This window comes from Anabaena sp. CCY 9402-a, from assembly GCF_963920945.1.
Lineage (GTDB): Bacteria > Cyanobacteriota > Cyanobacteriia > Cyanobacteriales > Nostocaceae > Trichormus > Trichormus minutissimus.
On record NZ_CAWUDL010000002.1, the window covers coordinates 92,492 to 116,243 of the forward strand.

The 23,752-nt window shown below is 40.5% G+C and carries 20 protein-coding genes, 1 tRNA gene and 1 pseudogene; 6 read left to right on the forward strand and 16 right to left on the reverse strand.

Annotation, left to right across the window (positions count from 1 at the left end):
* Positions 1-94: 94 nt before the first annotated feature.
* On the reverse strand, positions 95-1,234 hold the full coding sequence (locus ACM0OR_RS01535; RefSeq protein WP_414574777.1) for a glycosyltransferase family 4 protein: 1,140 nt from the start codon (positions 1,232-1,234) through the stop codon (positions 95-97).
* 605 nt (positions 1,235-1,839) lie between these two features.
* Here ACM0OR_RS01535 and ACM0OR_RS01540 point away from each other — a divergent pair.
* Positions 1,840-2,067 carry a hypothetical protein gene (locus ACM0OR_RS01540; RefSeq protein ID WP_414574727.1) on the forward strand — a complete coding sequence of 76 codons (228 nt, stop codon included), beginning with the start codon at positions 1,840-1,842 and terminating at the stop codon, positions 2,065-2,067.
* A 55-nt stretch (positions 2,068-2,122) separates the two neighbouring features.
* On the opposite strand, the gene ACM0OR_RS01545 is transcribed toward ACM0OR_RS01540, so the two are convergent.
* From ACM0OR_RS01545 to argF, 10 genes are all read right to left on the reverse strand, one after another.
* Positions 2,123-2,584 (reverse strand): DNA phosphorothioation-associated protein 4, encoded by a 462-nt coding sequence (locus ACM0OR_RS01545; RefSeq protein ID WP_414574728.1) that lies wholly within the window; start codon positions 2,582-2,584, stop codon positions 2,123-2,125.
* A gap of 266 nt (positions 2,585-2,850) precedes the next feature.
* On the reverse strand, positions 2,851-3,402 hold the full coding sequence (locus ACM0OR_RS01550) for a Uma2 family endonuclease (protein WP_414574729.1): 552 nt from the start codon (positions 3,400-3,402) through the stop codon (positions 2,851-2,853).
* Positions 3,403-3,485: 83 nt separating this feature from the next.
* On the reverse strand, positions 3,486-5,384 hold the full coding sequence (locus ACM0OR_RS01555; RefSeq protein ID WP_414574730.1) for a DUF3370 family protein: 1,899 nt from the start codon (positions 5,382-5,384) through the stop codon (positions 3,486-3,488).
* Between the two features lie 103 nt (positions 5,385-5,487).
* A complete protein-coding gene (locus ACM0OR_RS01560; RefSeq protein ID WP_414574731.1) occupies positions 5,488-6,426 on the reverse strand; it encodes a nucleotidyl transferase AbiEii/AbiGii toxin family protein in 939 nt (312 codons plus the stop codon).
* Between the two features lie 47 nt (positions 6,427-6,473).
* The gene (locus ACM0OR_RS01565) at positions 6,474-8,546 is read right to left on the reverse strand and encodes an AAA family ATPase (protein WP_414574732.1); all 2,073 of its coding nucleotides are present in this window, start codon (positions 8,544-8,546) and stop codon (positions 6,474-6,476) included.
* Complete coding sequence (locus tag ACM0OR_RS01570) at positions 8,543-8,716, reverse strand: hypothetical protein (protein WP_190702545.1); 174 nt, start codon at positions 8,714-8,716, stop codon at positions 8,543-8,545. Before ACM0OR_RS01570 ends, ACM0OR_RS01565 begins: the two co-directional genes overlap by 4 nt.
* Positions 8,717-9,114: 398 nt before the next feature.
* Positions 9,115-11,760: a CBS domain-containing protein gene (locus ACM0OR_RS01575; RefSeq protein ID WP_414574733.1), complete on the reverse strand. Its 2,646-nt coding sequence runs from the start codon at positions 11,758-11,760 to the stop codon at positions 9,115-9,117.
* A 269-nt stretch (positions 11,761-12,029) separates the two neighbouring features.
* Positions 12,030-13,508 carry a DNA phosphorothioation system restriction enzyme gene (locus ACM0OR_RS01580; RefSeq protein WP_414574734.1) on the reverse strand — a complete coding sequence of 493 codons (1,479 nt, stop codon included), beginning with the start codon at positions 13,506-13,508 and terminating at the stop codon, positions 12,030-12,032.
* Between the two features lie 103 nt (positions 13,509-13,611).
* Positions 13,612-14,217 (reverse strand): transcriptional repressor LexA, encoded by a 606-nt coding sequence (lexA, locus tag ACM0OR_RS01585; protein ID WP_323268596.1) that lies wholly within the window; start codon positions 14,215-14,217, stop codon positions 13,612-13,614.
* A gap of 338 nt (positions 14,218-14,555) precedes the next feature.
* Positions 14,556-15,476 (reverse strand): ornithine carbamoyltransferase, encoded by a 921-nt coding sequence (gene argF / locus ACM0OR_RS01590; RefSeq protein ID WP_414574735.1) that lies wholly within the window; start codon positions 15,474-15,476, stop codon positions 14,556-14,558.
* Between the two features lie 246 nt (positions 15,477-15,722).
* On the opposite strand from argF, the gene ACM0OR_RS01595 reads away from it, so the two are divergent.
* The 4 genes from ACM0OR_RS01595 (at position 15,723) to psb28 (ending at position 18,870) form a co-directional block, all read left to right on the forward strand.
* Positions 15,723-15,794, forward strand: a tRNA-Thr gene (locus ACM0OR_RS01595).
* 25 nt (positions 15,795-15,819) lie between these two features.
* A complete protein-coding gene (locus ACM0OR_RS01600; RefSeq protein ID WP_323268594.1) occupies positions 15,820-16,557 on the forward strand; it encodes an RNA methyltransferase in 738 nt (245 codons plus the stop codon).
* A 316-nt stretch (positions 16,558-16,873) separates the two neighbouring features.
* On the forward strand, positions 16,874-18,364 hold the full coding sequence (locus tag ACM0OR_RS01605; protein ID WP_414574736.1) for a serine hydrolase: 1,491 nt from the start codon (positions 16,874-16,876) through the stop codon (positions 18,362-18,364).
* 134 nt (positions 18,365-18,498) lie between these two features.
* Complete coding sequence (psb28, locus tag ACM0OR_RS01610; RefSeq protein WP_414574737.1) at positions 18,499-18,870, forward strand: photosystem II reaction center protein Psb28; 372 nt, start codon at positions 18,499-18,501, stop codon at positions 18,868-18,870.
* Positions 18,871-18,966: 96 nt separating this feature from the next.
* Here the strand turns inward: psb28 and dprA are convergent, their stop codons facing one another.
* Positions 18,967-20,085: a DNA-processing protein DprA gene (gene dprA, locus ACM0OR_RS01615; RefSeq protein ID WP_414574738.1), complete on the reverse strand. Its 1,119-nt coding sequence runs from the start codon at positions 20,083-20,085 to the stop codon at positions 18,967-18,969.
* A 146-nt stretch (positions 20,086-20,231) separates the two neighbouring features.
* Between dprA and ACM0OR_RS01620 the strand changes: the two genes are divergently transcribed.
* Positions 20,232-20,597 carry a hypothetical protein gene (locus ACM0OR_RS01620; RefSeq protein ID WP_414574739.1) on the forward strand — a complete coding sequence of 122 codons (366 nt, stop codon included), beginning with the start codon at positions 20,232-20,234 and terminating at the stop codon, positions 20,595-20,597.
* A gap of 42 nt (positions 20,598-20,639) precedes the next feature.
* Here the strand turns inward: ACM0OR_RS01620 and ACM0OR_RS01625 are convergent.
* From ACM0OR_RS01625 to ACM0OR_RS01640, 4 genes and pseudogenes are all read right to left on the reverse strand, one after another.
* Positions 20,640-20,840, reverse strand: a pseudogene (locus ACM0OR_RS01625) (Uma2 family endonuclease); the annotation flags it as partial.
* A gap of 42 nt (positions 20,841-20,882) precedes the next feature.
* A complete protein-coding gene (locus ACM0OR_RS01630; RefSeq protein WP_414574740.1) occupies positions 20,883-22,079 on the reverse strand; it encodes an AGE family epimerase/isomerase in 1,197 nt (398 codons plus the stop codon).
* A gap of 152 nt (positions 22,080-22,231) precedes the next feature.
* Entirely contained in the window at positions 22,232-22,651 is a 420-nt protein-coding gene (locus ACM0OR_RS01635; RefSeq protein WP_414574741.1) for a hypothetical protein, read from the reverse strand.
* A 26-nt stretch (positions 22,652-22,677) separates the two neighbouring features.
* Positions 22,678-23,169 carry a hypothetical protein gene (locus ACM0OR_RS01640; RefSeq protein WP_414574742.1) on the reverse strand — a complete coding sequence of 164 codons (492 nt, stop codon included), beginning with the start codon at positions 23,167-23,169 and terminating at the stop codon, positions 22,678-22,680.
* Between the last annotated feature and the right edge of the window lie 583 nt (positions 23,170-23,752).

Here is a 23,752-nt window from a genome sequence, read left to right on the forward strand (position 1 = left end):
ATTGTTTAATAAACATGAGTCTTAACTCTGTGTCTCTGTGTCTCTGTGGTGAAAAATAATTTATTTAACCACAGAGGCACAGAGAAAATGATATTTAGGCTAAAATTACTTGTCGCACGCGTTGACCAATTTTTTGCCAATCAAAGTTATTAATAGTATATTCACGGCAATCTTCTCGTGACGGGATAGGAAGTTTTTCTAGTAATATTTGTGCTAATTTTTCTGCAATCGCTGAGGTTTCGGTAGAATTAGTAATTAGTTCCGGGGAGAATGGTTGTAAAATTTCTGGCATACCCCCAATTGGTGTACATAAAACTGGAGTACCACAAGCTAGAGATTCTATAATTGCTAATCCAAATCCTTCAAAAGATTGGCTAGGCATCACAGTTAAGTTAGCAGCTTGATAAGCTAAAGGTAATTGCTCATCAGGTAGAAAACCTAAGAATTTCACGTTATTTTCTAGACCTAATTCTTTGGCTTGTTGTTCTAAGGTAGTTTGCAGATGACCACGACCTGCGATCGCTAGCCAAACATCAGGTATTCTGGGTTTAATTATGGCTATGGCTGCTAATAGCTTATCTAGTCCCATGCGTTGTACTAAACGCCGGGATGTAAATAAAATGGGACGATGTTCTGGCCAGCCTAGTTGCTGACGCGCTGCTTGGGGTGATAAGTTGGGCTGGAAGCGATGAAGATTCACCCCACCAGGGATAACATGAATTTTGCTCCAGGGTATTTGATATTTTTGGTGTAAAATATTACCAAATGCTTTACTTAAAACCACAAAGCGATCGCAGTAATTATAAGTAGTTTGTTCTATCAGCCGACGCTTGAGAAAAATCCTCAATGGATTATTCCCTATTTCTTGTTTACTTTCAAATGCCCAAGGCCCATGAAAGTTAAATGTAATCGGTACTCCTTTCGGCAAAATGTCTAAAATAGGAAAACTATATAAAGCAAAATGTAAATTAATTGCATCTGGTTTACTGACCCTAGTTTTCTCAAAATTAGTCCGAATTGACCAAAGCCTTTGCCAAATTGCACTCTCTGGTGATGCTAAGTTAGTCAGCTTGATTGATGTATTTAGATCAATTTTTGGTAAACCAACTCCACATAATTCCACTTGGTCTTGATGACTGACTAAGGTATGAATTAAGTCATAAACATATCTTTCTAATCCTCCAGGAGTTTGAGGAAACCAGCCTGTACCGATGGTAAGAATAGACGCAGACATTGAATTAGCATTTTCTCTTTTATCTTTCACAGCTAGTCTCCAGAGTTAAAATTTGCATGATCAGTTGATTTTTATACCCAGCCTATTTTTTATATAAAACCGTAAATTGATACTGTTTAGTATTTATATTCTGTTATTATCCAAGATGATCAGTAAATTTTACCTCTGGCTAGATAGAGATTTCATTAGACTTGTTTTTTGCAAAGATATAGAACAATATAAAACCCCAATTTCGTCAAAAAACCAGGGTTATTATTATTAATTATTCATGTTTTTGTGAATTAATGTATGTTTAATAACAATAAAATATTAGTAATATTGAATCGATTCAACCCCAAGTCCTGATTTGGCTTACTTTTATTTCATGACCAGCACAAAATAATCATGTAGCAAAAATTCAAACAAATCGGCTATTCCTCAATACAGTTCAGATAAGTATAAGGGATGGGGGAATTGGGGACAGGATAAGAGGGAAAAGGTGTTTCTTTCATTCCTAGTGGGTGATACGCGTGTGTAGATCGCTTTGCAAAGTAATTTTACTTACGCAAGAAATATTTTTATACTTATATAAATTATTTTTTATAGAGATTTTTTGGTAGATAAATGTGGGGAGACTTAAGCGGAGTTTTTTCAAAAATCATATAGGAGTCCTATATAAAGGTTTTGATACTGTTGCTTTTTATGGCAAAGAACATGAAAAAATGAACAGTCAACAAAAAGAAGATATGATTCGAGATCGTTTTTCTGCCATACTTGCTTTAGGATTACCAGAATTAAATGCTCAAACATCACTTCATCAAGAATCTGAAAAAGAAGATGAGATATATTCTTAATAAGAAGATAACTTCTACTAAAAATTAGCTTTTTGAAGCATATATATAGGCTAATTTATGTGAGGAATTTGCTAAGATTAAATTCCTCTCCTTCGCCCTCATTATTAAATCTTTCAGAACTTAAAACCAATAGCAGTCGTTCTGAATAGTCTACTGCCCCACGAAGTTCATTTTGTATAATTTCTAGCCCACCATTAGCATACTCTTCAAAAATATGGATGCGTTGCTCGTCAGCTATGTCATTATCATCGAGAACTTGAATATCTTTTATTTCTGTGACAGACAATAAATTAATCAAGATAGCAAAGCTACTATTAAAATATTCCTGTCGTAATGGAGATAAATCTTTAGCAATTACTTCTAAAGGGACTTTTTTTTTATGCTTTGCACCCAAAGCGGCGGCAAAAACCATCACTTCTACATAAGTTTGAAATGGCCCCGTGGTGTCTTTTGATGTAACTAATGATTTCACCAATTCAGCTTTATCTTTCGCAACCCTAATTCTGTTTGCAGCCATGATATTGATAATCGCTTTGTAGCTATATTAACCGAAAAGTATAAGTGATGCCTAGCTTGGACTATGCCTAGCTTTAAGCTAATCTTCATTCATTTTTCCAGACTGATTCGCTTGTAGTAAGGGCTTCAGCCCTGGTTTTATGCAACTTAAATGCTGATTAGCTTATCATTTTATACCAAAAAAGAGCGATCGCCTGTGTAGAGATATTCCAGGTTACTCATTGTTTATATTTTATACTAAGTAAGAGAGCGATCGCCTACTTAACCCTAAAAAAACAAATCATCTACCGGAAATGACCATCCTGGTAATGCGGGTGCAGCTTCCGCCATCTCACCACGACGATAAACTTGCGGTTGTTCGGGATTGCTTGCATGGTATACCCTAATCACTTCCTCTTTGAGTACATCCACATCCCAGACTACCAAAGTACCAGCCGCAAAATAATCACACCGCTTATTTGCCATATCTTCCTCAGCCTTATCCCCATAATCATTTTCACTTCTGACCTCAGCCGCAAACACAGGCGCACCATTGAGAAACTTTCCACCAGTAGGTTTACCAGTATAGAACGCAGCATCAGGACTCAAAGAACGACAGTGAGGAAGATTCACCAAAAAACCCACATTATCTGGCAAAGCATAGCCACTTTTAGTCAAGCGTTCATATCCACGCAGACTAGCATAAATTTCACCCCCAGCACGTCCTGGTAAAAATCCAGTTGGAGACATCAGCACCAATTTCCCATTCACAATTTCCGCCTTACAATTGTCAGGCAAGCGGTATAAATCTTCAATTGTCGCCTCAGTCTTAATACTCATAAACCACCTATACAAATTGGAGATAATTTAAATCTAACAATCTCTCCTCCTCTCTGCGTCTCTGCGCCTCTGCGTGAGTAAAATCACCCCTCAGTTCTCACAGTCAAAACCTGCGGCGGAGTAGAATCAGGAGGATACAAAAAGTCTACCCGAACTTGCCGCTTCTCCCCGGCTACCATCTTCAACCGTACCAAAGCTTCCCCTGGTTGTCCCCGTCGCTGTACTAGATGCAGATAACGCGTCTGTTCCCTAGCATTATCATCGGTGTAACCTACCCGCACCGTTCCCCGAAAAAATACCTGTTCTACTTGCGGATTTAAAAACAGCAGTCTATCTGTACCACCCTCATCTTTTAATGGTGTTTGAATTGCTACAGTTACAGTCCGAGTTTGATTGCTGGAGTTAAATAGAGGCAGACTGAGATTGTATTCTACACCATAGTTACTGTGAGCAAAGTAAGCTGTATCAGGATAACGTTTCAACATTGGCGCACTTTGAATTTGTCCTGTACTGAGGGTAATTAAATGCACCGTCCCCAAGGGGTAAGAGAATGCTTTTCCTGGTTGGGGTATTGTCAACCCAGATATATTCGGTTTGTCTGTAATTACAGATAGCCATCTTGTTCCCTCAGAGACACCAGCCACACGGCTAAATACTGTCGGTTCTCTAGGAGGGTCAAGGGGTGTAGGTATGGGGTCGCGCTTCCCTGCTAAACTACCTGTATTGAGGATTGTTTGCCAATCAGCTAAGTTAGGAGAGACATTACTATTCTTGGCTAAATTAGCCAAATACACTGGCGCACTACTCACCAAACGCATCATCACAGTGCGACCATTAGAACCAGGTGCTTGGACAGGGATGGGTAAACTAGTTAATATTTCAGTTTTTCCCGGTGCTATAACTATTTGTTCCGGAAAAATAGCTTGTCTTTTACCTTGTAGAACATCGGTCATTGTCCGACTACCAGGGCCGGAATAGACTGTACTTTGGGCATTATCCGCTATATCAGGTAAGTTGATAAACGGTGCTTCTCTGGTTAAGTAGCTGGCGGCTTGTAATACTTGCAATGTGACAGGTTCATTACCGGGATTATGTACGATTATCCCTTGGTAAACGGTGCGATTTTGATTTGCTGTCTCTGCGCGGGCGATATGATGGGTGAAGATATCAAATCTGCCTTGAAAAGCATAATTTAAATGTGCATCCTGTACCTGTTTACCTTCTGGGGGGAAGGTGGAAAGTAAAATTCCTTCAGTTGTCACTAGTTCAGGACTGTTGCTGTTAAAGGTGGGAATTGTATCTAGTTTTCCCGGTAAGGAACGCACTTCTTGGGGTTGGACGGTGACACCTGCGATATATTGCGGGGGAACTGTGTAGATATTCAACGCCCGACACATCAAAGCCGCAACCTCGCCTCTGGTGGTGCTTTGGAGAGGTTTTAGCTGTTTGACATTAGGGTAGTTAACCACAATACTGTTAATTGTCGCAGATGCGATCGCATTTTGGGCATAGTTAGGAATTTGTGCAGCATCATCAAAATATCTTTGTAATGTCTGCGCTGGGTTAGCTAGGGAGTTATAATTTTTCGCCCCAGCCATAACACCGATAATTTGCGCCCTAGGAATTGGTTGGTTAGGTTGAAATATTTCGTTGGGATAACCAGAAAAAAATCCTTTTTGGTAAGCTGTGATAATGGCTTTACCTGCCCAATAATTAACGGGTACATCTTTAAATGTAATAGCACTGCGCTTGATGGGTGCATTAGGGAAGGCATTGAGCATTAGTACGGCTGCTTCTGCCCGTGTTACTGTAGCGTTGGGGCGAAAACTGCCATCAGGATAGCCGGTGATTAGTTTGCGTTCTCCTAGTTGTTGGATGCAATTTTTTGCCCAATCTTTTTGGGTATCAGGGAAGGCTAGAACGGGGGAGTTTGATAAGCTGAGAATTAAGCCAATTGCTAGAGAAATATTTCTGAATTTCATTTTTATCAGTACATATAAACACCGATAAATTATCTTTATTCTTCTGAGTTTATCTGTAGTTCGTTACAAAAAAATATATCTTTGTATTTTGGGGTTGCAGTAATTAACTTTCGCTGAGTGTTCTAACTGTCTTTTCTAATGATAAATCCGCCGCCATTAAATCAATCCCATCAATAACTTTACTGGGGTTGATGATTCGCAAAGCAGTAAAACATTTGTCTCGATAAGCAGGGTTATTTTGAAAAGAAGATATCGCTTTTTTTAAAGGTTCAATTACGGGATAGGCTGTCTCTGCTTTCTTAATAGCTTCTATCGGAATTGGAGACTTGAGCCTTTGGATAGCCAAATCGATTAAATCTCTCGAATCTACTGAAGAATCGTTCCATCTGTCGGAGTTGGCTAAAAGTTTTTCAGCAAAGCTATCAATTTCATTTAAGCATGGTACGGGCGACCAAGTGGGATAATCTGGTTCTCCCAATTCGATACGTCCTTCCCTAATAATTTCAAATTTTAGCAGAGTTTCATCAACCATAATGGCAAATCTTACCCCGTACTGGTCAGCTTTGAGTTCTCTGGGAAATTTGAGATTGTTTTGTGTATTAAATAGGGCATTATATTGATTTTCGGCTATGTTTTGTCGTAGCCATCGATAGCCAGTACCAGAAGAACAGAGAAAATCTATATCTTTGCTTAATCTATATTCGCCATGTTTTAAACTCACCAGAGTTCCGCCGCCAAAGTATGCTCCAGATTCTAGTAAAAAATTAGCATTTAATTGATTAAGAACATTTAAAATTATTTGATGCAATTCCCTCTCAAACATTTGCACTCCTAACCAGGATTTATAATATTGAGCTAATTGTTGCACAAATAAAGTTTCTGTTTGGCTCAAATCACCTAAAACTCCTCGATAATGCCATCCTCGCTCATATATTCTCAGCATTTCTAAAAGAGTAAGATTTTCTATATCTTCTCTTTGCCAACATAACTTTTCTAAAAATGGTAATTGTTTTGGTATTTGAATTTCAGGTTTAATGAACATAGGTCAAAAGAACTAAATTCCTGAATAAAAACTTAGAAATTATCAGATTACCAATCTCTTTCTACTTCAATTACTTCGGTATATTCAAACTCATTGGGACTTTGCTTTACTAAAGGATATCTTTCTCCGGCTATTTCGATATAGTCTTGTTCACAGTCTGGTTTAGAGGAATAATAAGTCAGGACGTATTCTCTACCAATTCTGTCTGACATTTCGGCTTCTACTTCACCTCGCCATTGAGTTTTTGTGACTAAGACAATTAACTGGTTTGCTAATTTTGGTAATGTTTGAGCAATGCGGCGGCGATAGGTTTCGTCTAGGCTACCAAAGGGTGAATCCATGACGATTGGGAAGGTGCTACTATCTGGTATGGTGAGAATTTTACGCTTGGCACTCCATTCTCTGACTTTATCAATAATACTGGCGATAAATGATAAACTGAGAATTTGATTTTCCCCTGTGGAAGCGGCTACGGCTGCTTCTATACCAGAGGTATTCTCTATTAAAGTTAATTCATATTTATCGCTAATTGTGGGAACGTAAGGGGTGAAAGAAATAGTAGTAAATATTTCTTGTAATCTTTTTTCTAATTGTAAGCGAAATTGCTTTTCTTGGCGGTTTCTGACTTCGGTTAGGCGTTCAATGGCATCTTGAGTAGCGTTGATGCGTTTTTGTGCTAATAATTGTTTATCTTCGTTCAGCTTTTGTTTGGCAATTTGTTTAATTAAAGCATCGATTTCTGTTTTTAGCTGAGTAATTTTTTGTTGATTTGCACCTTGTTCTCGGTTATATTCATCAATTTTACTTTCAATTTCATCAATGCGTTTTTGCAAGTTGCTGATTTCTTCGTTGGGGTCTTTTCTCAAACGTTCTTGAATGTTATCTAATTCGCTTTCAATTTGGGAAATATTTTGACGTAATTGATTGATTCTGGTTTGTTCTCTGTCTACTTCTTCCCAAAAAGCTGAGGCTTGTTTGTCAATTTCGTCTACTTGTGCGCTCATGCGAATTGCGGTTTCTTCTACTGATGAAGAACCTGCTTTATCTAACCACATACTTACATTAGCATGGGCATGATTATCTGGATGTAATTCTGCACCACAAATACAGCGTTGGGAGTTGAGTAATTCTGTAACAAATTCCCGCGAAATTCCAGAGGTTAACTCACCTCTCTGCTTTAGGTCATGGAGAATGGCGCGAAATTGGGCTGTTGTGTCTGATAGTAAGACAGTATAACCCCGTGAGGAAATAATTTTTTTTAGGGCTTCTTTAGTTTGTCGCCAATTATCTTGATTTAATTTCTTTTGATTTTCTAATTCTTGTCGTCTCTCTTGCAATTCTTTGGCTGCGCTGAGTTCTTGCAGGCGATTACCTGTTTCTTTTTTAAAGGTTTGTTGATATTCTAATTCTTGCTTGATTTCTGCTTGGCGGGTGTTGATTTGCTCAATTTCTTGTTCGAGTTTGGCTTGTTCTCTTAAAAGCTGTTTGATTTCTGAGTCACCAATGGCTTTTAGTTCATTCTCTAAACTTTTTTTGGCTTCTCCAAGATGTTTGATGGAACGGTTAATGACTTCTACACCTAAGAAAATTTTTGTAGCTTCCGCAATTTCTGATTTCTTATCAGAACGTACTATTTCTTCGATGCGTTCGCCGTCAAAGAAGAAGTATTGGTGTAAACTGACGGGTAAAATCTGCCCGATGATTTCTTCTGGTTGCTGGAGTGGAAAATACCATCTACCATCATCTCCAGCTACTTGCATGAGTAATTCGGTTTTACCTACTGCAAAGTCAGTTTTATTTTTATAACCGCGACATTGGCGTTTGACGTTATAGCGTTTACCTTCGTGTTCCCAGTTAATTTCTACCCAACATTCTACAGCTTGTCCTGGTTGTGCTTGGGCGATCGCTCTTTTATTGACTAATTGTTCTGTGGAGGCAAAGGCAGCACTAAACCTTTCATATAATACCCACGTAAAGGCATTTAGTAAACTGGTTTTACCTGAGCCGTTATTGCCATGAATAATTGTGGTGTTGAGAACATCTCCCCCAGAAATTATCATCTCTGGGGTTTTGCCATAAAAGGAGCGGAAGTTACACAATTTAATGGAAGTGAGCTTCATTGCACTGCTCCCTTCACAATATCTAAAATATCATCATTGATGGGGCTATTACTTTTCTTATCTAGTCTATTTTTTTCTAAATGCCATACTCGTTCTATAATTTGTCGCACCTCTGGCGGAGCATTCATAATTGGCTCTTGCACATCATCTATATTTTGCTCTGGCGACATCTTATTTTTTGCAGATCGGGTTTCTCTATTTTAACTGCCGCAATTGCTGTTTTTACATCCGTAAAGCCACTATTATGGCTATTTTTTAATTCGGCAAATTATCGCTGTTAAATTTTAAAATTTTTTGACGAAATGGTCTTTATTTTTGTTGCGATCGCTGATATATTTGAATTATACTAAAATTTCTTATAATGGGAATTTTGTGATTTTAAAAATTTTGCTAGCATTCCATTATATTAATATCATTTATTTATCTTCTCACATAACGTACAATTGACTACAACTTTTAGAAAAAGTTTACAGATATGTTGGCGTTGCTGAATGGGGGGTGATTTACTCGCGCATTCGCGGAGCGTCCCGCAGGGAAGGCGCAGAGAGAAGAGAGATTTATTAACTACTTACTTATGAGAGAAAGTAGTCAATAAATCTCTTGCTGTGTAGGGTTTGGATAAGAAGGCTGTCGCACCTACGAAAAGAGCTTTTTGGCAGTTGGCGGGTAAACCACTGGTGGCAATAATTTTAACTTCGGGGTCTAGGGTTTTCAGGGTGCGGATAGTGGTTAATCCGTCCATGTTGGGCATGAGCATATCTAGTAAGACTGCGCTGATTTCTTGCTGGTATTGTGCATAAAGTGCGATCGCCTCAATACCATCGTTAGCTACAAGGGTTTTGTAGTTATAATTTTCTAAGGTTTCCTTGGTTGTTTCTTGAATTACTAATTCATCGTCTACGACCAAAATTAACTCACCGTTACCTCTAGGCAGTTCTCCTTCTATTCTCGACTCGGCCAATGTTCCTTCTCCTATTGGCAAGTAGACCTGAAATTGCGTACCTTTGTCTACTTGACTCGATACCTCCACAAAACCAGCGTGGTTTTTGACAATACCTAAAACTGTTGCTAGTCCTAGTCCTGTACCTGTCCCAAGTTCTTTAGTTGTAAAAAATGGCTCAAAAATATGTTCCAATAACTCTGGAGGAATGCCTGTTCCTGTATCAGAGACTGTAACAACAATGTAGTCTCCCGGATGAGCATCAAGGTTCATCCGGGTATAGGTTTGATCAAGGAAGCGATTTTCCGCAGAGATGGTCAAGATCCCACCATTGGGCATAGCATCACGGGCGTTGACTGCCAGATTCATAAACACCTGCTCCAGTTGGGTAGGATCGGCTTTAACCATCCACAGTGTGTTGGTGGGGATATGAGTCTGAATTTCTATAGATTTGGGGAATGTCTGTTTGATAACTTTGACTAGTTCTTTAAGCAGATGTCCAGGTTGTAATAGAATCGGTTTCCCTTCTGTTCCACGAGCAAAGGTGAGAATTTGTTTGACTAAGTTAGCTCCACGCTGAGAACTATTTTCCAGTGTTTGGAATAGTTCTTGAGTCCGCGCATCAACATTTTTGCATCTGGAAGGCAGTAATTGAGCAATCATCATAATGGGAGCAAAAACATTGTTGAGGTCGTGAGCAATGCCACTTGCGAGAGTTCCTACACTCTCAAGCCTTTGAGCGCGGTAAAATTGTTGCTCTAGTTGTTTTTTCTCTGTAATATCGGTGTTTACTACTAGGATGGATTGAGGTTTCCCCAATTCATCGCGTACGAGCGTCCACCGAAATGGCTGACCAGTGTCATCATAGAACACCTTCCCCTTGCATACTGACCAGCCAACTTTACCATCAGGAGTAAGAAACTGGAATTCGATATTATGGGGTACTTGTTGGTCAATCGCTCGCAAAACTGACTGATGCAGTGGTTCGCGGTCTTCAGGATGAACAATTAGATTTAAAAAATTTTCATAGCTAACATCAAATGTATCGGGAGTTACACCAAATAAAGAGAACAGATTCTCAGACCAGATTACCTGATTGGTTTTGAGATTCCAGTCCCAAATGCCAGTATTGCCAGCCCAAAGAGCAAGTTGCAAGCGTTGCTCGCTTTCTTGACAAGCTACCTCAGCTTTTTTGCGCTCTGCTATTTCCCCTCGTAAGCGTGTATTTACCTGCACCAGTTCAGCAGTCCGTTCTGCTACTCGCAATTCTAATTCTGCTTCGGTTTGCTGGAGTGATGCTTCTACCTGTTGGCGTTCTCTTACCTGTTGCTGTAACTGTTCGTTGGCTTCCCTCAATTGCACTGTCTGCTCTTCTACTGTTTTTTGTAAGGCTTGCATGACTCCTAGGATTTCTGCGGGGTCAAAGATTTGTAGCAGATTAGTTTGTGTTACTAGCCCTTGGAGTTCTCCTTGCTCCCCCACTACGATGACTCGCCGCACCCCTTGCTCCTGCATCAACTGCTTGACAGTCCACAAGGACGCAGTTGAACTGACGCTGCATATCGGCTGACTCATGACTGCTTCCGCCGGAGTTTGGGCGATATCCAGTCTTTGCAACTGAAAATTTACGATGTCTCGCTCAGTTATAATCCCCACGGGTAATAGAGAGTTGCTCTTTTTTTTCTCCTGCTCTCCTGCCACAATCACTATACAACTGATGCAGCCATCCCTCATCAATTGGGCTAATTCCAACACCGATGCAGTTGGTGGCGCGTGAACTACTGTAGTTACCATCACCTCCGCCACAGTGCGAAATTTCAACAAGTGTGCTGGCTCAACCACCTGACGAATCCTGTCTTGAGTAATCAGCCCGATTAATTCTCCCTTTGTATCTACTACAGGTAAGTGACGAATCTGGTGCTGACGCATGAATAATAAAGCCGTCAGGGCATTTTCACTCTCAGCAAGTGTGAGGCTAATAACTGGTTGTGTCATCACCTCAGCGATTCTTACCTCAGATAAATCCCTCCCTAAAGCCGTCAAATATACTACATCTTGCAGCGTGAATATTCCTACTAATCTCGTTCCCTCGACGATCAAAGCACAACTGTCGTGCTGGGGCGATATGGCATTGAATAGACTACTATCATCACCTCTTACCCGATTCATTAAACCAATTACATCAATCACCAGCGTATCTGGTGTTACAGTCCAAGGCGAATATTGAATTACTAAGTCTAGAGTTGGCAAATCAATAGCATACGGTGAATTCATTCTTCAACCGCCTGTTCAATAAGAGGCTTAATTTTACAAAGGAGTTATCGTTAAAAGTCTAAATAGTAAAAAAGCTGGAAGATAAGAGTATTTCACCACATAGGCTATAGTTTGCGTTTCTATCAAAGAAAATCGTGATGTTATTTTGACTATGCTCTGAAAGATACATTTTGTAATGTACTCTTGATAATACAAATTTTCTTATCAATGATATAAGTATTTACAATAATATCCTAGCGATCGCTACCGTGAATAATTTGTATTGGTTGTCAAATATCTAACAAGCCATATCGTTTTTGTAAAGTAAGTAGTTTTATCCTAGCTTCACCCGCATTATCAGCTAAGTCGGCAAATTCCACAAAGCGTCTTAGTTCTTTTCTTAATAGATTGCGTTCTACTTCTATGGTTTCTCGATCTAAATCTGGTGGCAAAACAATCATATCAAATATAGTAGCTCGCTCCTTATGTGGGTGGGGGCGTAACACTCTTCCCCGTCGCTGAATGAATTGGCGGGGATTGCCAGAACTTGACAAAATTACCGCCGTTTTAATAGCTGGAATATCCACCCCTTCATCTAAACAGCGAATTGCAACTAAACCTTGTAATTCACCATTTTCAAATTGATTTCGTAAAATTTCTCTTTCTATTAAAGGTGTTCGGGCTGTGTAGGTACTGACTTTATAACCTAATTCTACTCCTAAAATTTTAGCAACAGCTTTGAGTTGTTGTAAAGATGAACGCTGCCCTGTTTCTAGAGAACCATCACTACAATAAAAAAGTGTATGGGTAGTTTCCCGACGAGTTGCCATTAATTCCCGTAGGGCATTTAATTTATTGGCTGCTGCACCAATTAATCTCGCTCTTTGCATTAATAATGGCTTTAAATCTTCGTTATCCTCAAAATTAGATGATTGCCCATTTTCTCGATCACGGTAGAGTAGAGACCTACCGATTTTTTTAGTTAGTTTTAAATAGGCAATACTTTCAGCTTCAGTTAATTCTACAAGTATGGGATAATACAAGTAATGAACCAAAGCCCCTTGAGAAATTGCATCTCTCAAAGTGAACTCCGGCTGTAAAACTGTGCCAAAATAATCAAATAAAGATTGCGTACCATTATCATCAAAATATCTTTCTGGTGTAGCAGATAAAGCTAGTCTTAAACCCACACTGCGGGGTAAACTTTCTTCTAATTTAGGTGCGCCTAAATTATGGGCTTCATCACCAATAATTAAAGTTTTGACCGGAAAATACTTGAGTTGCGATTGAAAACCATCACCAATTAATGTCGAGTTAGTAGTAATCACTGTGACAAAACTTTGAGAACTAGAACGCAGATTATAAAGTTGGGTAGAAAGTTGACTTTGCCAATTGCGGACGTTCTCAAAAGCTAAAATTGGTTGTAAATTAAACTTTTCGCATTCTCTCGCCCATTGGGTGACAAGATGGCGGTAGGGACACACCACCAATAACACTTGCAAGTTAATTTGTTTGTACAGTTCAAAAGCTACAGCCAGTGCAGTGATAGTTTTACCACTACCAGTAGCCATTTTCAACGTACCTCTGCCGTTATTTACAAACCAGTTAGTAATAGCTTGTTGCTGATACTGGCGCAATTGCAGAGATGCCGGCATTTTAGGGCATCCTGGTAATGGTTGAGTTTGGTAACTCCCCCCACCTTCCTTAACAAAGGGTAATTTCAGGCGGAAAGAGGGTAGTTGCTGCACTGGATTTAGCGTCAGGTACATAAAAATTCAAAATTCAAAATTAAAGAAATCTTGCAGATTTGGGATGAAGTATTGGAAAGAGACAAGGTAGAAATGCTTCCTTGTCCCAGTCCCTATTCTCTATTCAGACGTAACCGCGCCAAACGCCGACGAGAGAACCTTGTACCTGTACTTGCATAGCGGAGACTTCAATGGGGTTGTATTTGGGGTTGGCGGGTTTGAGGGTGACGCGATCGCCATTTCGATAAAAACGTTTTAATGTAGTACCGTAGCCATCTACTCTGGCTGCAACAATTGTGCCATTTTTTAAATGTTCAGGTTCGGGAACTGGACGCAGAAAGACTAAATCACCGTCACTAATTAAATCTTCAATCATGCTATCCCCAGCTACCCGTAAAGCATAGGTTTGGGGTGGTAAGGTAAAATTAGAAAAATCGATATGGTCTACAGCATCAGTAAAAGGTTCTATTAAACCACCAGCCGCAATTGTGCCTAAAACCGGCACACCTTGCTTGATAGATTGTAAAACTCTAATAGTTCGCGCTTTCCCTTCAGTCCATTCTATGTATCCTTTATTGCGTAAATGTTCTAGACGACTTTGAATTGGTGCGGGCGATTTTAAATTCATCGCTTGCATCATTTGGCGAATCGAAGGAGAATGCTGATGCGTTCTGATATATTCTGCCAACCATTCATAAAGTTCTTGTTGCGCTTCTGTTAGCCTTTCCATAAAATATGAGGGAGGTAAATATAAATGTCCCTAGAACATTAGTACTATAAAAAATCATTAATCACAAGATAAAAATAAAAATAAGTAGTTGAGAAAAGAGATAAGGGACAGGTGATAGGTGACAGGTGACAGTAAAGCAGGTAATTAATTTTGTCTGATTAGTTATTCAAAGGTAAAAGAAAGAAGTTTCTGTTCTTTTACCTTTTGACTTTTCAAACTGCTTCGGAGAAACACAGGTGACAGAGGTTAAAACTAATGACTAATGACTCTTACCTCAGCATCGGCTAAACGCCGCGCTACCGCTAACAGCACTCATAACTCAGCACTCATAACTGTTCTCAATCTGCACCTAAGAGACTTACCAATAAAGCCTTTTGTGCGTGCAATCGATTTTCTGCCTGATCCCAAACGCGTGATTGTGAACCTTCAATCACTTCTGCGGTAATTTCTTCGCCGCGATGGGCAGGTAAGCAATGTAAAACAATGGCATTTGGCTCTGCAAGGCTCAATAACTGCTCAGAAATTTGATAAGGTTGGAAAATCGGAAAGCGATCGTCTGCTTGAGCTTCTTGCCCCATACTTGCCCAAACGTCAGTGTAGAGTACGGCTGCCCCCTTAGTTGCTAACTGTGGATCATTAGTAATTAAAACTTCTGTTTTATTAGCAGCGATCGCGCGTGTTTTTTCCACAATGGTAGAATCTGGCTCATAGCCTTGAGGAGTGGCAATTCTGACATTCATCCCAGCTAAAGCACAGCCTAGCATCAAAGAATTAGCAACATTATTACCATCACCAACATAGGTTAAAGTTAACCCGGCAAGAGTGCCAAAGCATTCTTGTACTGTCAATAAATCAGCTAATATCTGGCAAGGATGTTCTAAATCAGTGAGTGCATTAATTACCGGAATCTTGGCATAGTTAGCAAAAGTTTCTAACTCCTGTTGTTCAAAGGTGCGAATTGCCAGAATATCCAGATATCGATCTAATACTCGCGCCGTATCTTGTATGGGTTCTCCCCGACTAACTTGGGTGACATTAGGATTTAGATCAATGACTTGTCCACCCAATTGATACATTGCCACAGTAAAACTAACTCGTGTGCGAGTTGAGGCTTTAGAAAACAACAACCCCAAAACTTTGTTACATCGCAACTGCAACTGTTGTGATTTCAACTGCGTTGCCAATTGCAGCAGTTCTTGAAGTTCCGTAGAATTCAAGTCTGCCAGACTTAACAAATCTCGTCCAAACAATGCTGCCATGCTTTTGATCTGTAAAGAACAATTATATGCTTCTGTTTCTTTCCCCTGCTATGTCAAAAAGAAAGGCAGAAGGCAGAAGGGGGGGAAAGCTTTTGCTACATTTATCAATTTATCAACTTTGCTGATGATTTCATCATTTCAGCACTCCCCACTCTCCACTCATTACTCACAACTAAATACTGGACAAATAATTATGTTGTGATATAATTTAAAATCGGTGAGTGCTTGAGAGTAAGCAAAAAACCTGCCAGCATAGCACAGTGGTAGTGCATCCGACTTGTAATCGGAAGGTCGTCGGTTCAAATCCGACTGCTGGCTTTGAGAGAAGCTAGGAGTGTGAATAATGGGATTGGCTGGGATACGAATTGTTTTGGTAGAACCAGCCGGCCCTTTAAATGTAGGCTCAATTGCCCGTGTGATGAAGAATTTCGGGTTAGAGCATTTAGTATTAGTTAATCCCCAATGCGATCGCCTATCGACAGAAGCGATGAGAATGGCTGTTCATGCCAAAGATATTTTAGAGTCGGCGGTAGTGGTGGACACGCTACCAGAAGCCTTGCAAGGATGTGTAAGTGCGATCGCCACCACGGGACGCGATCGCGATTTTTCAGTCCCCTTAGAAAATCCTAGAACGGCACTACCTTGGTTATTAGAACCACCCCACCAACCCGCAGCCCTGATTTTTGGCAGGGAAGATAGGGGATTAAGCAATGAAGAATTAAATTATGCCCACAGGTTCGTTCGCATTCCTAGTAGTCCCAATTATTCATCTTTGAACTTAGCTAGTGCGGTGGGTATCTGCTGTTACGAACTGGCACAACAAGCAGAATTAAACGAAACGCCAACCATCACAGTCACGGAACTAGCTCCATTAGAATTAGTCGAGACATACTATCAGCAATTAGAATCGTTACTCCTCAGCATTGGTTACCTGTATCCCCATACAGCAACCAGCCGCATGGAAAAATTCCGCCAACTATATAATCGCGCTCATCTGCAAACAAACGAAGTAGCAATGTTGCGCGGCCTGCTGCGACAGGTAGAATGGGCAATTAACAACCAAACAGATAAGTCGTCATGAACTTGGGAATTAGTCCCCAGTCCTCAGAGGTTCTTCACTGCGTGACGCTAACGCGAATAATTTTGAATTTTGAATTTTGAATTGATTAGTTCCCAATCCTCTATCAAAAGTTTAAGATTGACGCAATTATTTCCCAAATTATTTAATATGACATAAACTAAACACAAAAATGCTACTAAGTAGCCGTCATGAAACTGGGTACACCAGGATATATGGAAAAGGGTATAGGGACTAGGGACTAGAGGCGAGTAAAGTTTCCTTCTGCCTCCTGCCTCCTGCCTTAAACAACAAATTGAGTAAGTTACAAGGAGTGGCAGTGTCAGAGTCAGGTGACAAACTAAGAAATTTTTCGCAGCGACAACCTGTAACCCGTCGCCAGCGATCGCATAAAGTTTCAAAAGGCGAACCGAAAAAAGTTAAAGTTCCTAATCAGCAGCGTGCAGCCACAGGTGCGGCGGTCGTCACACGTTTGGATAACAACAATATTTTACCTCCCCCCATTGCTCTTGGGACGAGAAAGTCCAAACAAGGATTAATGATGCCGACTGTCGTCAAACCCATTCCTACAGCAACTAGGCAGATGCCAATGCCGTCGAGGAATGTGAAGGTAAAAACAGTACGAGTTCAGAGACAGCCGTTACCAAAAATGGGTAGACGAGTATCAAAAAAAACGCGGTTAAAGCCAATGGCTAGAGCGATTTTGTACGCCATCCGGTTATTAATTGTCGGCGTTGGCATTGGTGCTATTGTTGGTACTGTCTTATCAGTCTTAGATCCCGCAAACCACACCACTCCTACAACTTCAACTACATCTAACAATAGTGGACAAGTGCAACCAAAACCCGCCCCAACTAACTCAGCTGCTGGCTTGTACCTCTCCCAAGAAATCCCAACTTTGAAAAATGCCGTCCAAGATTTGGTAGCAGCCAATGCCAATCTCACCCCTGGGGTGTTCCTGGTTGATTTAGATACCGGAGGATATGTAAATATTAATGCTGATAACAGCTTACCTGCGGCCAGCACAATTAAAGTCCCAGTTTTAATTGCCTTTTTTCAGGATGTAGACGCTGGTAAGATTCGTCTCGATGAAATGTTGACCATGCAGAAGGAGATGATGGTTGGTGGTTCGGGAAATCTACAATACAAACCAGCCGGAACGCAGTATGTGGCTTTAGAAGTGGCAACTAAAATGATCACCATCAGCGACAACACCGCCACCAATATGCTGATTGCCCGATTAGGAGGGATAGAAGCAGTTAATCAGCGTTTTCAGAGTTGGGGACTCACCAGCACAGCCATTCGCAACCCATTGCCAGATTTGCAAGGCACAAACACCACCAGCCCTAAAGAATTGGGGAATCTGCTGTCTATGGTAAGTCAGGGCAAATTAGTTAGTATGCGATCGCGTGATCAAATACTTGATATAATGCGACGCACAGAACGAAATCATCTCCTACCTTCCGGTTTAGATCAAGGCGCACGCATATATCATAAAACAGGCGATATTGGCACTGTATTAGCAGATGCTGGTATCATTGATACCCCTACTGGTAAGCGTTACATAGCTGCCGTCATGGTACAACGCCCCAACAACGACCCCCGTGCAGAAAAACTCATTAGCTCAATTTCTCGCGCCGCTTACCAAGAGTTTAGCCAAAGTCCTCCCACACCTAGCAACACCACCAGTAGCATACCCCCAACAAGCTATCAATCTCCCATCATCACTGCACCTGCACCTAGCACCCCCATTAGTGGCTATCAAGCTCCTGTAGTGAATCCACAACAACAATATTACCCTCCTAGATAGGTCAGTAAAGCAGGGGAAGCAGGGGGAGCAGGGGAAGCAGGGGGAGCAGGGGAAGCAGGGGAAGCAGGGGGAGAAAAATACAATGCCCCATATCCCATGCCCAGTTTTGAATTTTGAATTTTGAATTATTAATTATGTCCTCAACAACCCCCTCAATTCAGTTTTTTGCAGGTATTTATGAAGAACTGAGTAACGTCAGTTTACGGCGCGAAGTCCGCACTGGTAAACGCATCGTTATGATGACGTTTGAGCAATTGCAAGCATTGGAAGGATTTAACAGTTTTACAAAACAATCATTAAATGCCTTACTTTTAACTGATGAAGAAGGTGAAATTAGTCTTACCCCATCTTCGACTCGATTCATTTTTGGGGGTGACGAAGGCGACGAACTAAGAGGGGTAGAATGCAAAATTGAAATTGAGCGCGATGATCATTGGGAACGATTCATGCGCTTTATGCACCGTTATGCTGATGCTAATGGTATGGAATATGGGGAAAAATCGTAATTGGGCATTAGGCATTGTATTTTTCTCCCCCTGCTCCCCCTGCTCCCCCTGCTTCCCCTGCTTCCCCTGCTTTCTTGTCCTCTGTCACCTCCCCTCCTACGCTTTCTGATACCGCATTCCTGGTAACTGTGAAACTAAACCCATTAGTTCTAACTGTAATAAAGCACTAGAAACTGAACTGGTATTCATACCTGTTTTCTGCACTAGTGAGTCAAAGGGGATCGTATCCACTGCAATTGCATCCATCACCTGTTGCAGTTCTGGTAATAAAATGGGCAAAATTAACTGTTCTGGTGCTGGCGATGTGTCAACAGTGTCAATTTGTGGTATAGCTCCCAGCATTTTGAGTAATTCATCTAATTCTTTGAGAATTAAAGATGCTCCTTGACTGATTAATTTTAAACAGCCTTGGGATGGGTAATCATCTATTCTGCCGGGGAGTGCATATACATCCCTACCAAAGTCATTGGCGTAGGTGGCTGTAATTAAAGCACCAGATTTTAACGGTGCTTCTATGACTAAAATGGCGCGACTTAAACCTGCAATAATTCTATTACGACGAGGAAAGTGAGTGCGATCAGGTGGAGTTTTGGTTGGATATTCACTGACAACTAATCCAGCCGCCAAAATCTGTCTGTACAAGTCCTGATTTTTGTGAGGATAAATCACATCTACACCAGTCCCAACAACGGCGATGGTGCGTCCTCCAGCTTTCATTGCAGCACTATGACCTTCTGTGTCGATTCCCTCCGCCATCCCAGACACTACTGTAAAGCCATTTTTCGCCAAAGCTGTACTAATTTGGCGAGTCCAACGAATGCCATAATCTGATGGTTGTCTAGTTCCCACAATTCCCACTAGGGGTTTTTGTCCGAAATTTTCAGATAATTCTACCTCACCCCGATAGTACAAAATTGGTGGTGGGCTAGGGGTTTCTAGTAGCAACCGAGGATACTCTGCATCGGCTGGTGTCCAGAAATGGGGATTTTCTTGTTGGTGCTGGATGAGTAATTGTTGTGGATTGAGACGCGATCGCTGTTCTACCACTTTTGCTAATGTTTGTAAACCAAAACCCTCAACTTCCCCCAATTGAGCTTTAGTAGCGTTCCATGCTGTCGCTAACGTCCCAAAATGCTGCTGTAATCGTTGCAGCAACACTGGACCAATCCCCGAAATTTGCGCCCAAGCTAGCCAATATGCGCGTTCTTCTAACACTTTTATCTCCTCGCACCCACTGAGTTAATTGTTCCCAAATTTGGCTTAACGGGTGACAAGATGGCTAAACACCGCGCTACCGCTAACAGCACTCAGCACTTTTAAAATAGTTAAAATCAGAATGTTTAGTAATTTGAGCTTAAATTGTGGCTACTGTATCTTGTCCCCACTGTCACCAACTCATTGATAGTCAGGCTTTAACTTGTCCCTATTGTCGGACAACACTCAAAGCCTACGGGCATCCCGGTATTACTGTACACCGTGCTAATAAAAATGAATATCTGTGCAATAGTTGCACCTACCATGCTGATGATACTTGCAATTTTCTCCAACGTCCCTACGCTAAAGACTGTACTCTTTACCAAAATATTGCTGAAAGGCAATCCATTTTAGAACAACAGCGTAATGCCAGTAGTTTGACAACCACAATTAATAACTGGATCAAACGCCATCAGGCTTTGTTACTATTGCTGGGGTTGCTATTTATTTGTTTACTGATTGCTATGAACTAAGAAAATTAAATAGGTCTGTAAATATTTGTAGATAAGTTTGTAGATAACAATTCTATCACCTAAAATTCTATCCAGTTGGCGGCACAGAATAGAAACGCAGACTGTATGATGTGTTCCTTTAGCTACCATTTGCATCAATTCTCCCCGGATTAATTCTATATGATCGCCCTCCTTTAAAAATCCCAACTCAATCAATTGATGATGTTCTTCAATGGTGAATCGTTTTGGTGTGACAATATTCATAGGATATTAGTCCAGTCAGTTTTACTTGTACGCTAGCAAAAGTTAAACTGATGGCGATCCGGCCAGCGTAGCTGATTGCAATTTCTCAAACTGTTGCCAGCATAGGTACATAGCACGGGGAACATGAAAACATCCCTTCCACTTACCGCCTTTGAGATTGAGTAGCACTTCTCCACGACGATTCAGATAGCCAAACCATTCACCGTATTCTGCATCCGCAAAGTGTGACCAAGCATAATCGTGCATTTTTTGATACCATTCCCAACACTCTGCACGTCCTGTCAGGCGATAACCCATTGCTAAAGCCACTAAAGACTCTAAATGCACCCACCAAAGTTTTTGATCCCATTCCAGTTGTTGCGGGGGATGTCCGTCTGCATCCATGAAGTAATACAACCCACCATATTCACTATCCCAAGCAAAATTCAAGATATTCAACACCACATCAACGGCTTGGTTAATAGTTTTACTTTCGTTGTGACGGTTGGCAATATCCATAATGAACCACATGGCTTCGATACCATGACCAGGGTTAATTAACCTACCGTCAAAACAATCAATATGAGAACCATCAGGGGTAACATTTTCATACATTAGTCCCCGTTCTTGGTCGAGAAAATCCGTCATTACTTCCTGTACTGTGCTAGCTAAAACACTTTCCAAGGTTTCACTAGGAAGTAGCCAAGCCATTTCTAGGGTGAGATTGGCTAAAATCATTGGCACTGCTAAGGCTTTCATGGGGCGTGTGCCGGGGTAGGCTTTGGTATACTTGCCTTTGGGGTTGTCTTTACGGCGTAAAACATTTTTGTATGCTTGCATGGCTACATCTTTCGCCCATTCTTCACCAGAGGCTAAGGCATATTGGCTAAATGCCATCGCGGCAAAGCAGTCAGAAAATATATTGTAGGGCTGAATTAGGGGTTGACCTTCACGATTCAAGGCAAAATACCAATTACCTTCGCTATCTCTACCATGTTGAGCCAGAAATTCTGCACCGTTGCTAGCAATTTTCAACCAGTTTTCGCGTTTTTCTAGTTGGTTGCAAAGCATGGAGAAAGTCCAGACTTGGCGGTTTTGCAACCAGATAAATTTGTCGGTGTCATAAACTTGACCTTCACGATTTAAGCAGGTGAAGTAGCCGCCTTGCGGATCGAGAGAATGCTGTTCCCAAAATGGCAGGACATCATTGAGGAGAGCGTTTTTGTAAAGTGCTGCCAGTGTTGTGAAGTCGTATCCCATGTTGCCCCTGTTCAAAACCAACAGCGTTTATTATCGCTTTGCTGGGGATAGACTACAAGTAGTAAAGAATAGTGAGGAGATGCGATGCGATCGCAATGAAGATGCAAAACTGATCAAAAGGTAGAAACTGAGTAGATACATCCTGATTAAATCTAATCTTTGTTGAGCAAAACTCGGATAGATTCTTTAATTGCTTGATCTGGAAACATATTAAGTCCCCACAGTTTATTAACTATGTGGAGCGTACCCAATAAAGATGTTATGAGTACAAAACCCGATATTGTCACTAAAATTCTGTTTGCTGGTGTGGAAACAGGAGCTTGTACGCGTTTTAAACGGCGGGTTTCTTTACCCAGCAAATAAACCAGATAAAAGCGTCGTTTAAAAATTGGTACAGAAAGCCTAATATCTACAGAGTGGCGTTGTTCAACGCGAGCCTGAAATATCCTTTTTAGTTCTGCCAATTGGGTATTAGTAAATGTAGCTGCTGTGTCTGGAGGAATACGCGCGAAAAATTTTTTTACAAAAGGATCAGTTTGAGAAATATCTTTTTTCAAATCTTTGTTAGGCATCTGTTTTCTATGAATAGGCGTATATTTTAGAACATAGGATTGTGTTCACTATCCCAACACTTTCCATTCTCCCAAGTTCGGCTAGTGTGTTCACATTCAGATTTATCGAAAATCCAAGGAATAGATGTAGGCGATGGGGAAAAATTGGCGTTTGAGATGGAACTAAAGGTTGATAACAGAGAAGAAAAGGTAGCAAAGCTACATACAGATAGAATAATGAAAAATACAAACAGAAATATGATGTTGCTCGGAGTCCAAAGAGGGTATAAAACTTTTGCATATTGCAATCGTTGTTTGGAACGTTGTTCTTCACCCCCCAGCAACACCATATAAAATCTTAGTCCTGGGATGGGGAGTGTCATTCGTAAGTCTAAAGGATGCCAACGAGTCCAAGTATTAGAGCCGAAAGCTTTTTTAATGGCTGTTACTTGCTCTGTTGTGAGGGTCTCTTTTATATCTGGTTGAATCTGAGTAAAAAGTTCCTCTAATACAGGATCAAGTTGCTGTAACTGTCTCATCAATCGTGTCTTGTTGGTATGAATTGACGCAATAGTAACAAAACTTTGTCAGTAATACCTGGAGACATTTACGTAATTATGTAAAAAATATGAACACCAAAGCATATTTTTTTAGAATACAAATTGCTATTGTTTGAGATTAAATTAATTTATATTAATTCTAAAGAAAAAATAAAGATATTTTTGGCTTTTTAAGCTGAAAGTCAAGCCTACACTAAATTATAGTGTCATATCAGGCAGAATTAAGAGTAATTAATTGACATAAGTTGATCAATCTCAATCTTGATTCAAGTCATCTTTCTATTGTTGAGATGAATGTGCTTATATAAAGTTTTTATGTTTTTTAAACTCTTTATATTAAGTTTCGATTAAGAAGTTGAAAAAATAAAGGTAAAAAACAAATATATTACAGAAAAATTTAATAATTATTTTCCTGATATATAAATAACAACTTGAGAGGATGATGAAGAGTGCTGAGAGCCTATTTATAAAGTAAATATTAAGTAGGGTGTGTTACGGCTGTGCCAGGATTTGGGTGTGTAACAGCGATCGCGTTCAGTGTCTCGTAGAGAAGAAAACTAGC

Coding starts and splice junctions, on each gene's coding strand:
- ACM0OR_RS01580 (WP_414574734.1), bottom strand. CDS start 13,508: ATGTACCTGACGCTAAATCCAGTGCAGCAACTACCCTCTTTCCGCCTG.
- ACM0OR_RS01640 (WP_414574742.1), bottom strand. CDS start 23,169: ATGAGACAGTTACAGCAACTTGATCCTGTATTAGAGGAACTTTTTACT.
- ACM0OR_RS01560 (WP_414574731.1), bottom strand. CDS start 6,426: ATGTTCATTAAACCTGAAATTCAAATACCAAAACAATTACCATTTTTA.
- ACM0OR_RS01575 (WP_414574733.1), bottom strand. CDS start 11,760: ATGAATTCACCGTATGCTATTGATTTGCCAACTCTAGACTTAGTAATT.
- ACM0OR_RS01630 (WP_414574740.1), bottom strand. CDS start 22,079: ATGGGATACGACTTCACAACACTGGCAGCACTTTACAAAAACGCTCTC.
- ACM0OR_RS01570 (WP_190702545.1), bottom strand. CDS start 8,716: ATGTCGCCAGAGCAAAATATAGATGATGTGCAAGAGCCAATTATGAAT.
- argF (WP_414574735.1), bottom strand. CDS start 15,476: ATGGCAGCATTGTTTGGACGAGATTTGTTAAGTCTGGCAGACTTGAAT.
- lexA (WP_323268596.1), bottom strand. CDS start 14,217: ATGGAAAGGCTAACAGAAGCGCAACAAGAACTTTATGAATGGTTGGCA.
- psb28 (WP_414574737.1), top strand. CDS start 18,499: ATGTCCTCAACAACCCCCTCAATTCAGTTTTTTGCAGGTATTTATGAA.
- ACM0OR_RS01550 (WP_414574729.1), bottom strand. CDS start 3,402: ATGAGTATTAAGACTGAGGCGACAATTGAAGATTTATACCGCTTGCCT.
- ACM0OR_RS01635 (WP_414574741.1), bottom strand. CDS start 22,651: ATGCCTAACAAAGATTTGAAAAAAGATATTTCTCAAACTGATCCTTTT.
- ACM0OR_RS01600 (WP_323268594.1), top strand. CDS start 15,820: ATGGGATTGGCTGGGATACGAATTGTTTTGGTAGAACCAGCCGGCCCT.
- ACM0OR_RS01565 (WP_414574732.1), bottom strand. CDS start 8,546: ATGAAGCTCACTTCCATTAAATTGTGTAACTTCCGCTCCTTTTATGGC.
- ACM0OR_RS01535 (WP_414574777.1), bottom strand. CDS start 1,234: ATGTCTGCGTCTATTCTTACCATCGGTACAGGCTGGTTTCCTCAAACT.
- ACM0OR_RS01555 (WP_414574730.1), bottom strand. CDS start 5,384: ATGAAATTCAGAAATATTTCTCTAGCAATTGGCTTAATTCTCAGCTTA.
- ACM0OR_RS01545 (WP_414574728.1), bottom strand. CDS start 2,584: ATGGCTGCAAACAGAATTAGGGTTGCGAAAGATAAAGCTGAATTGGTG.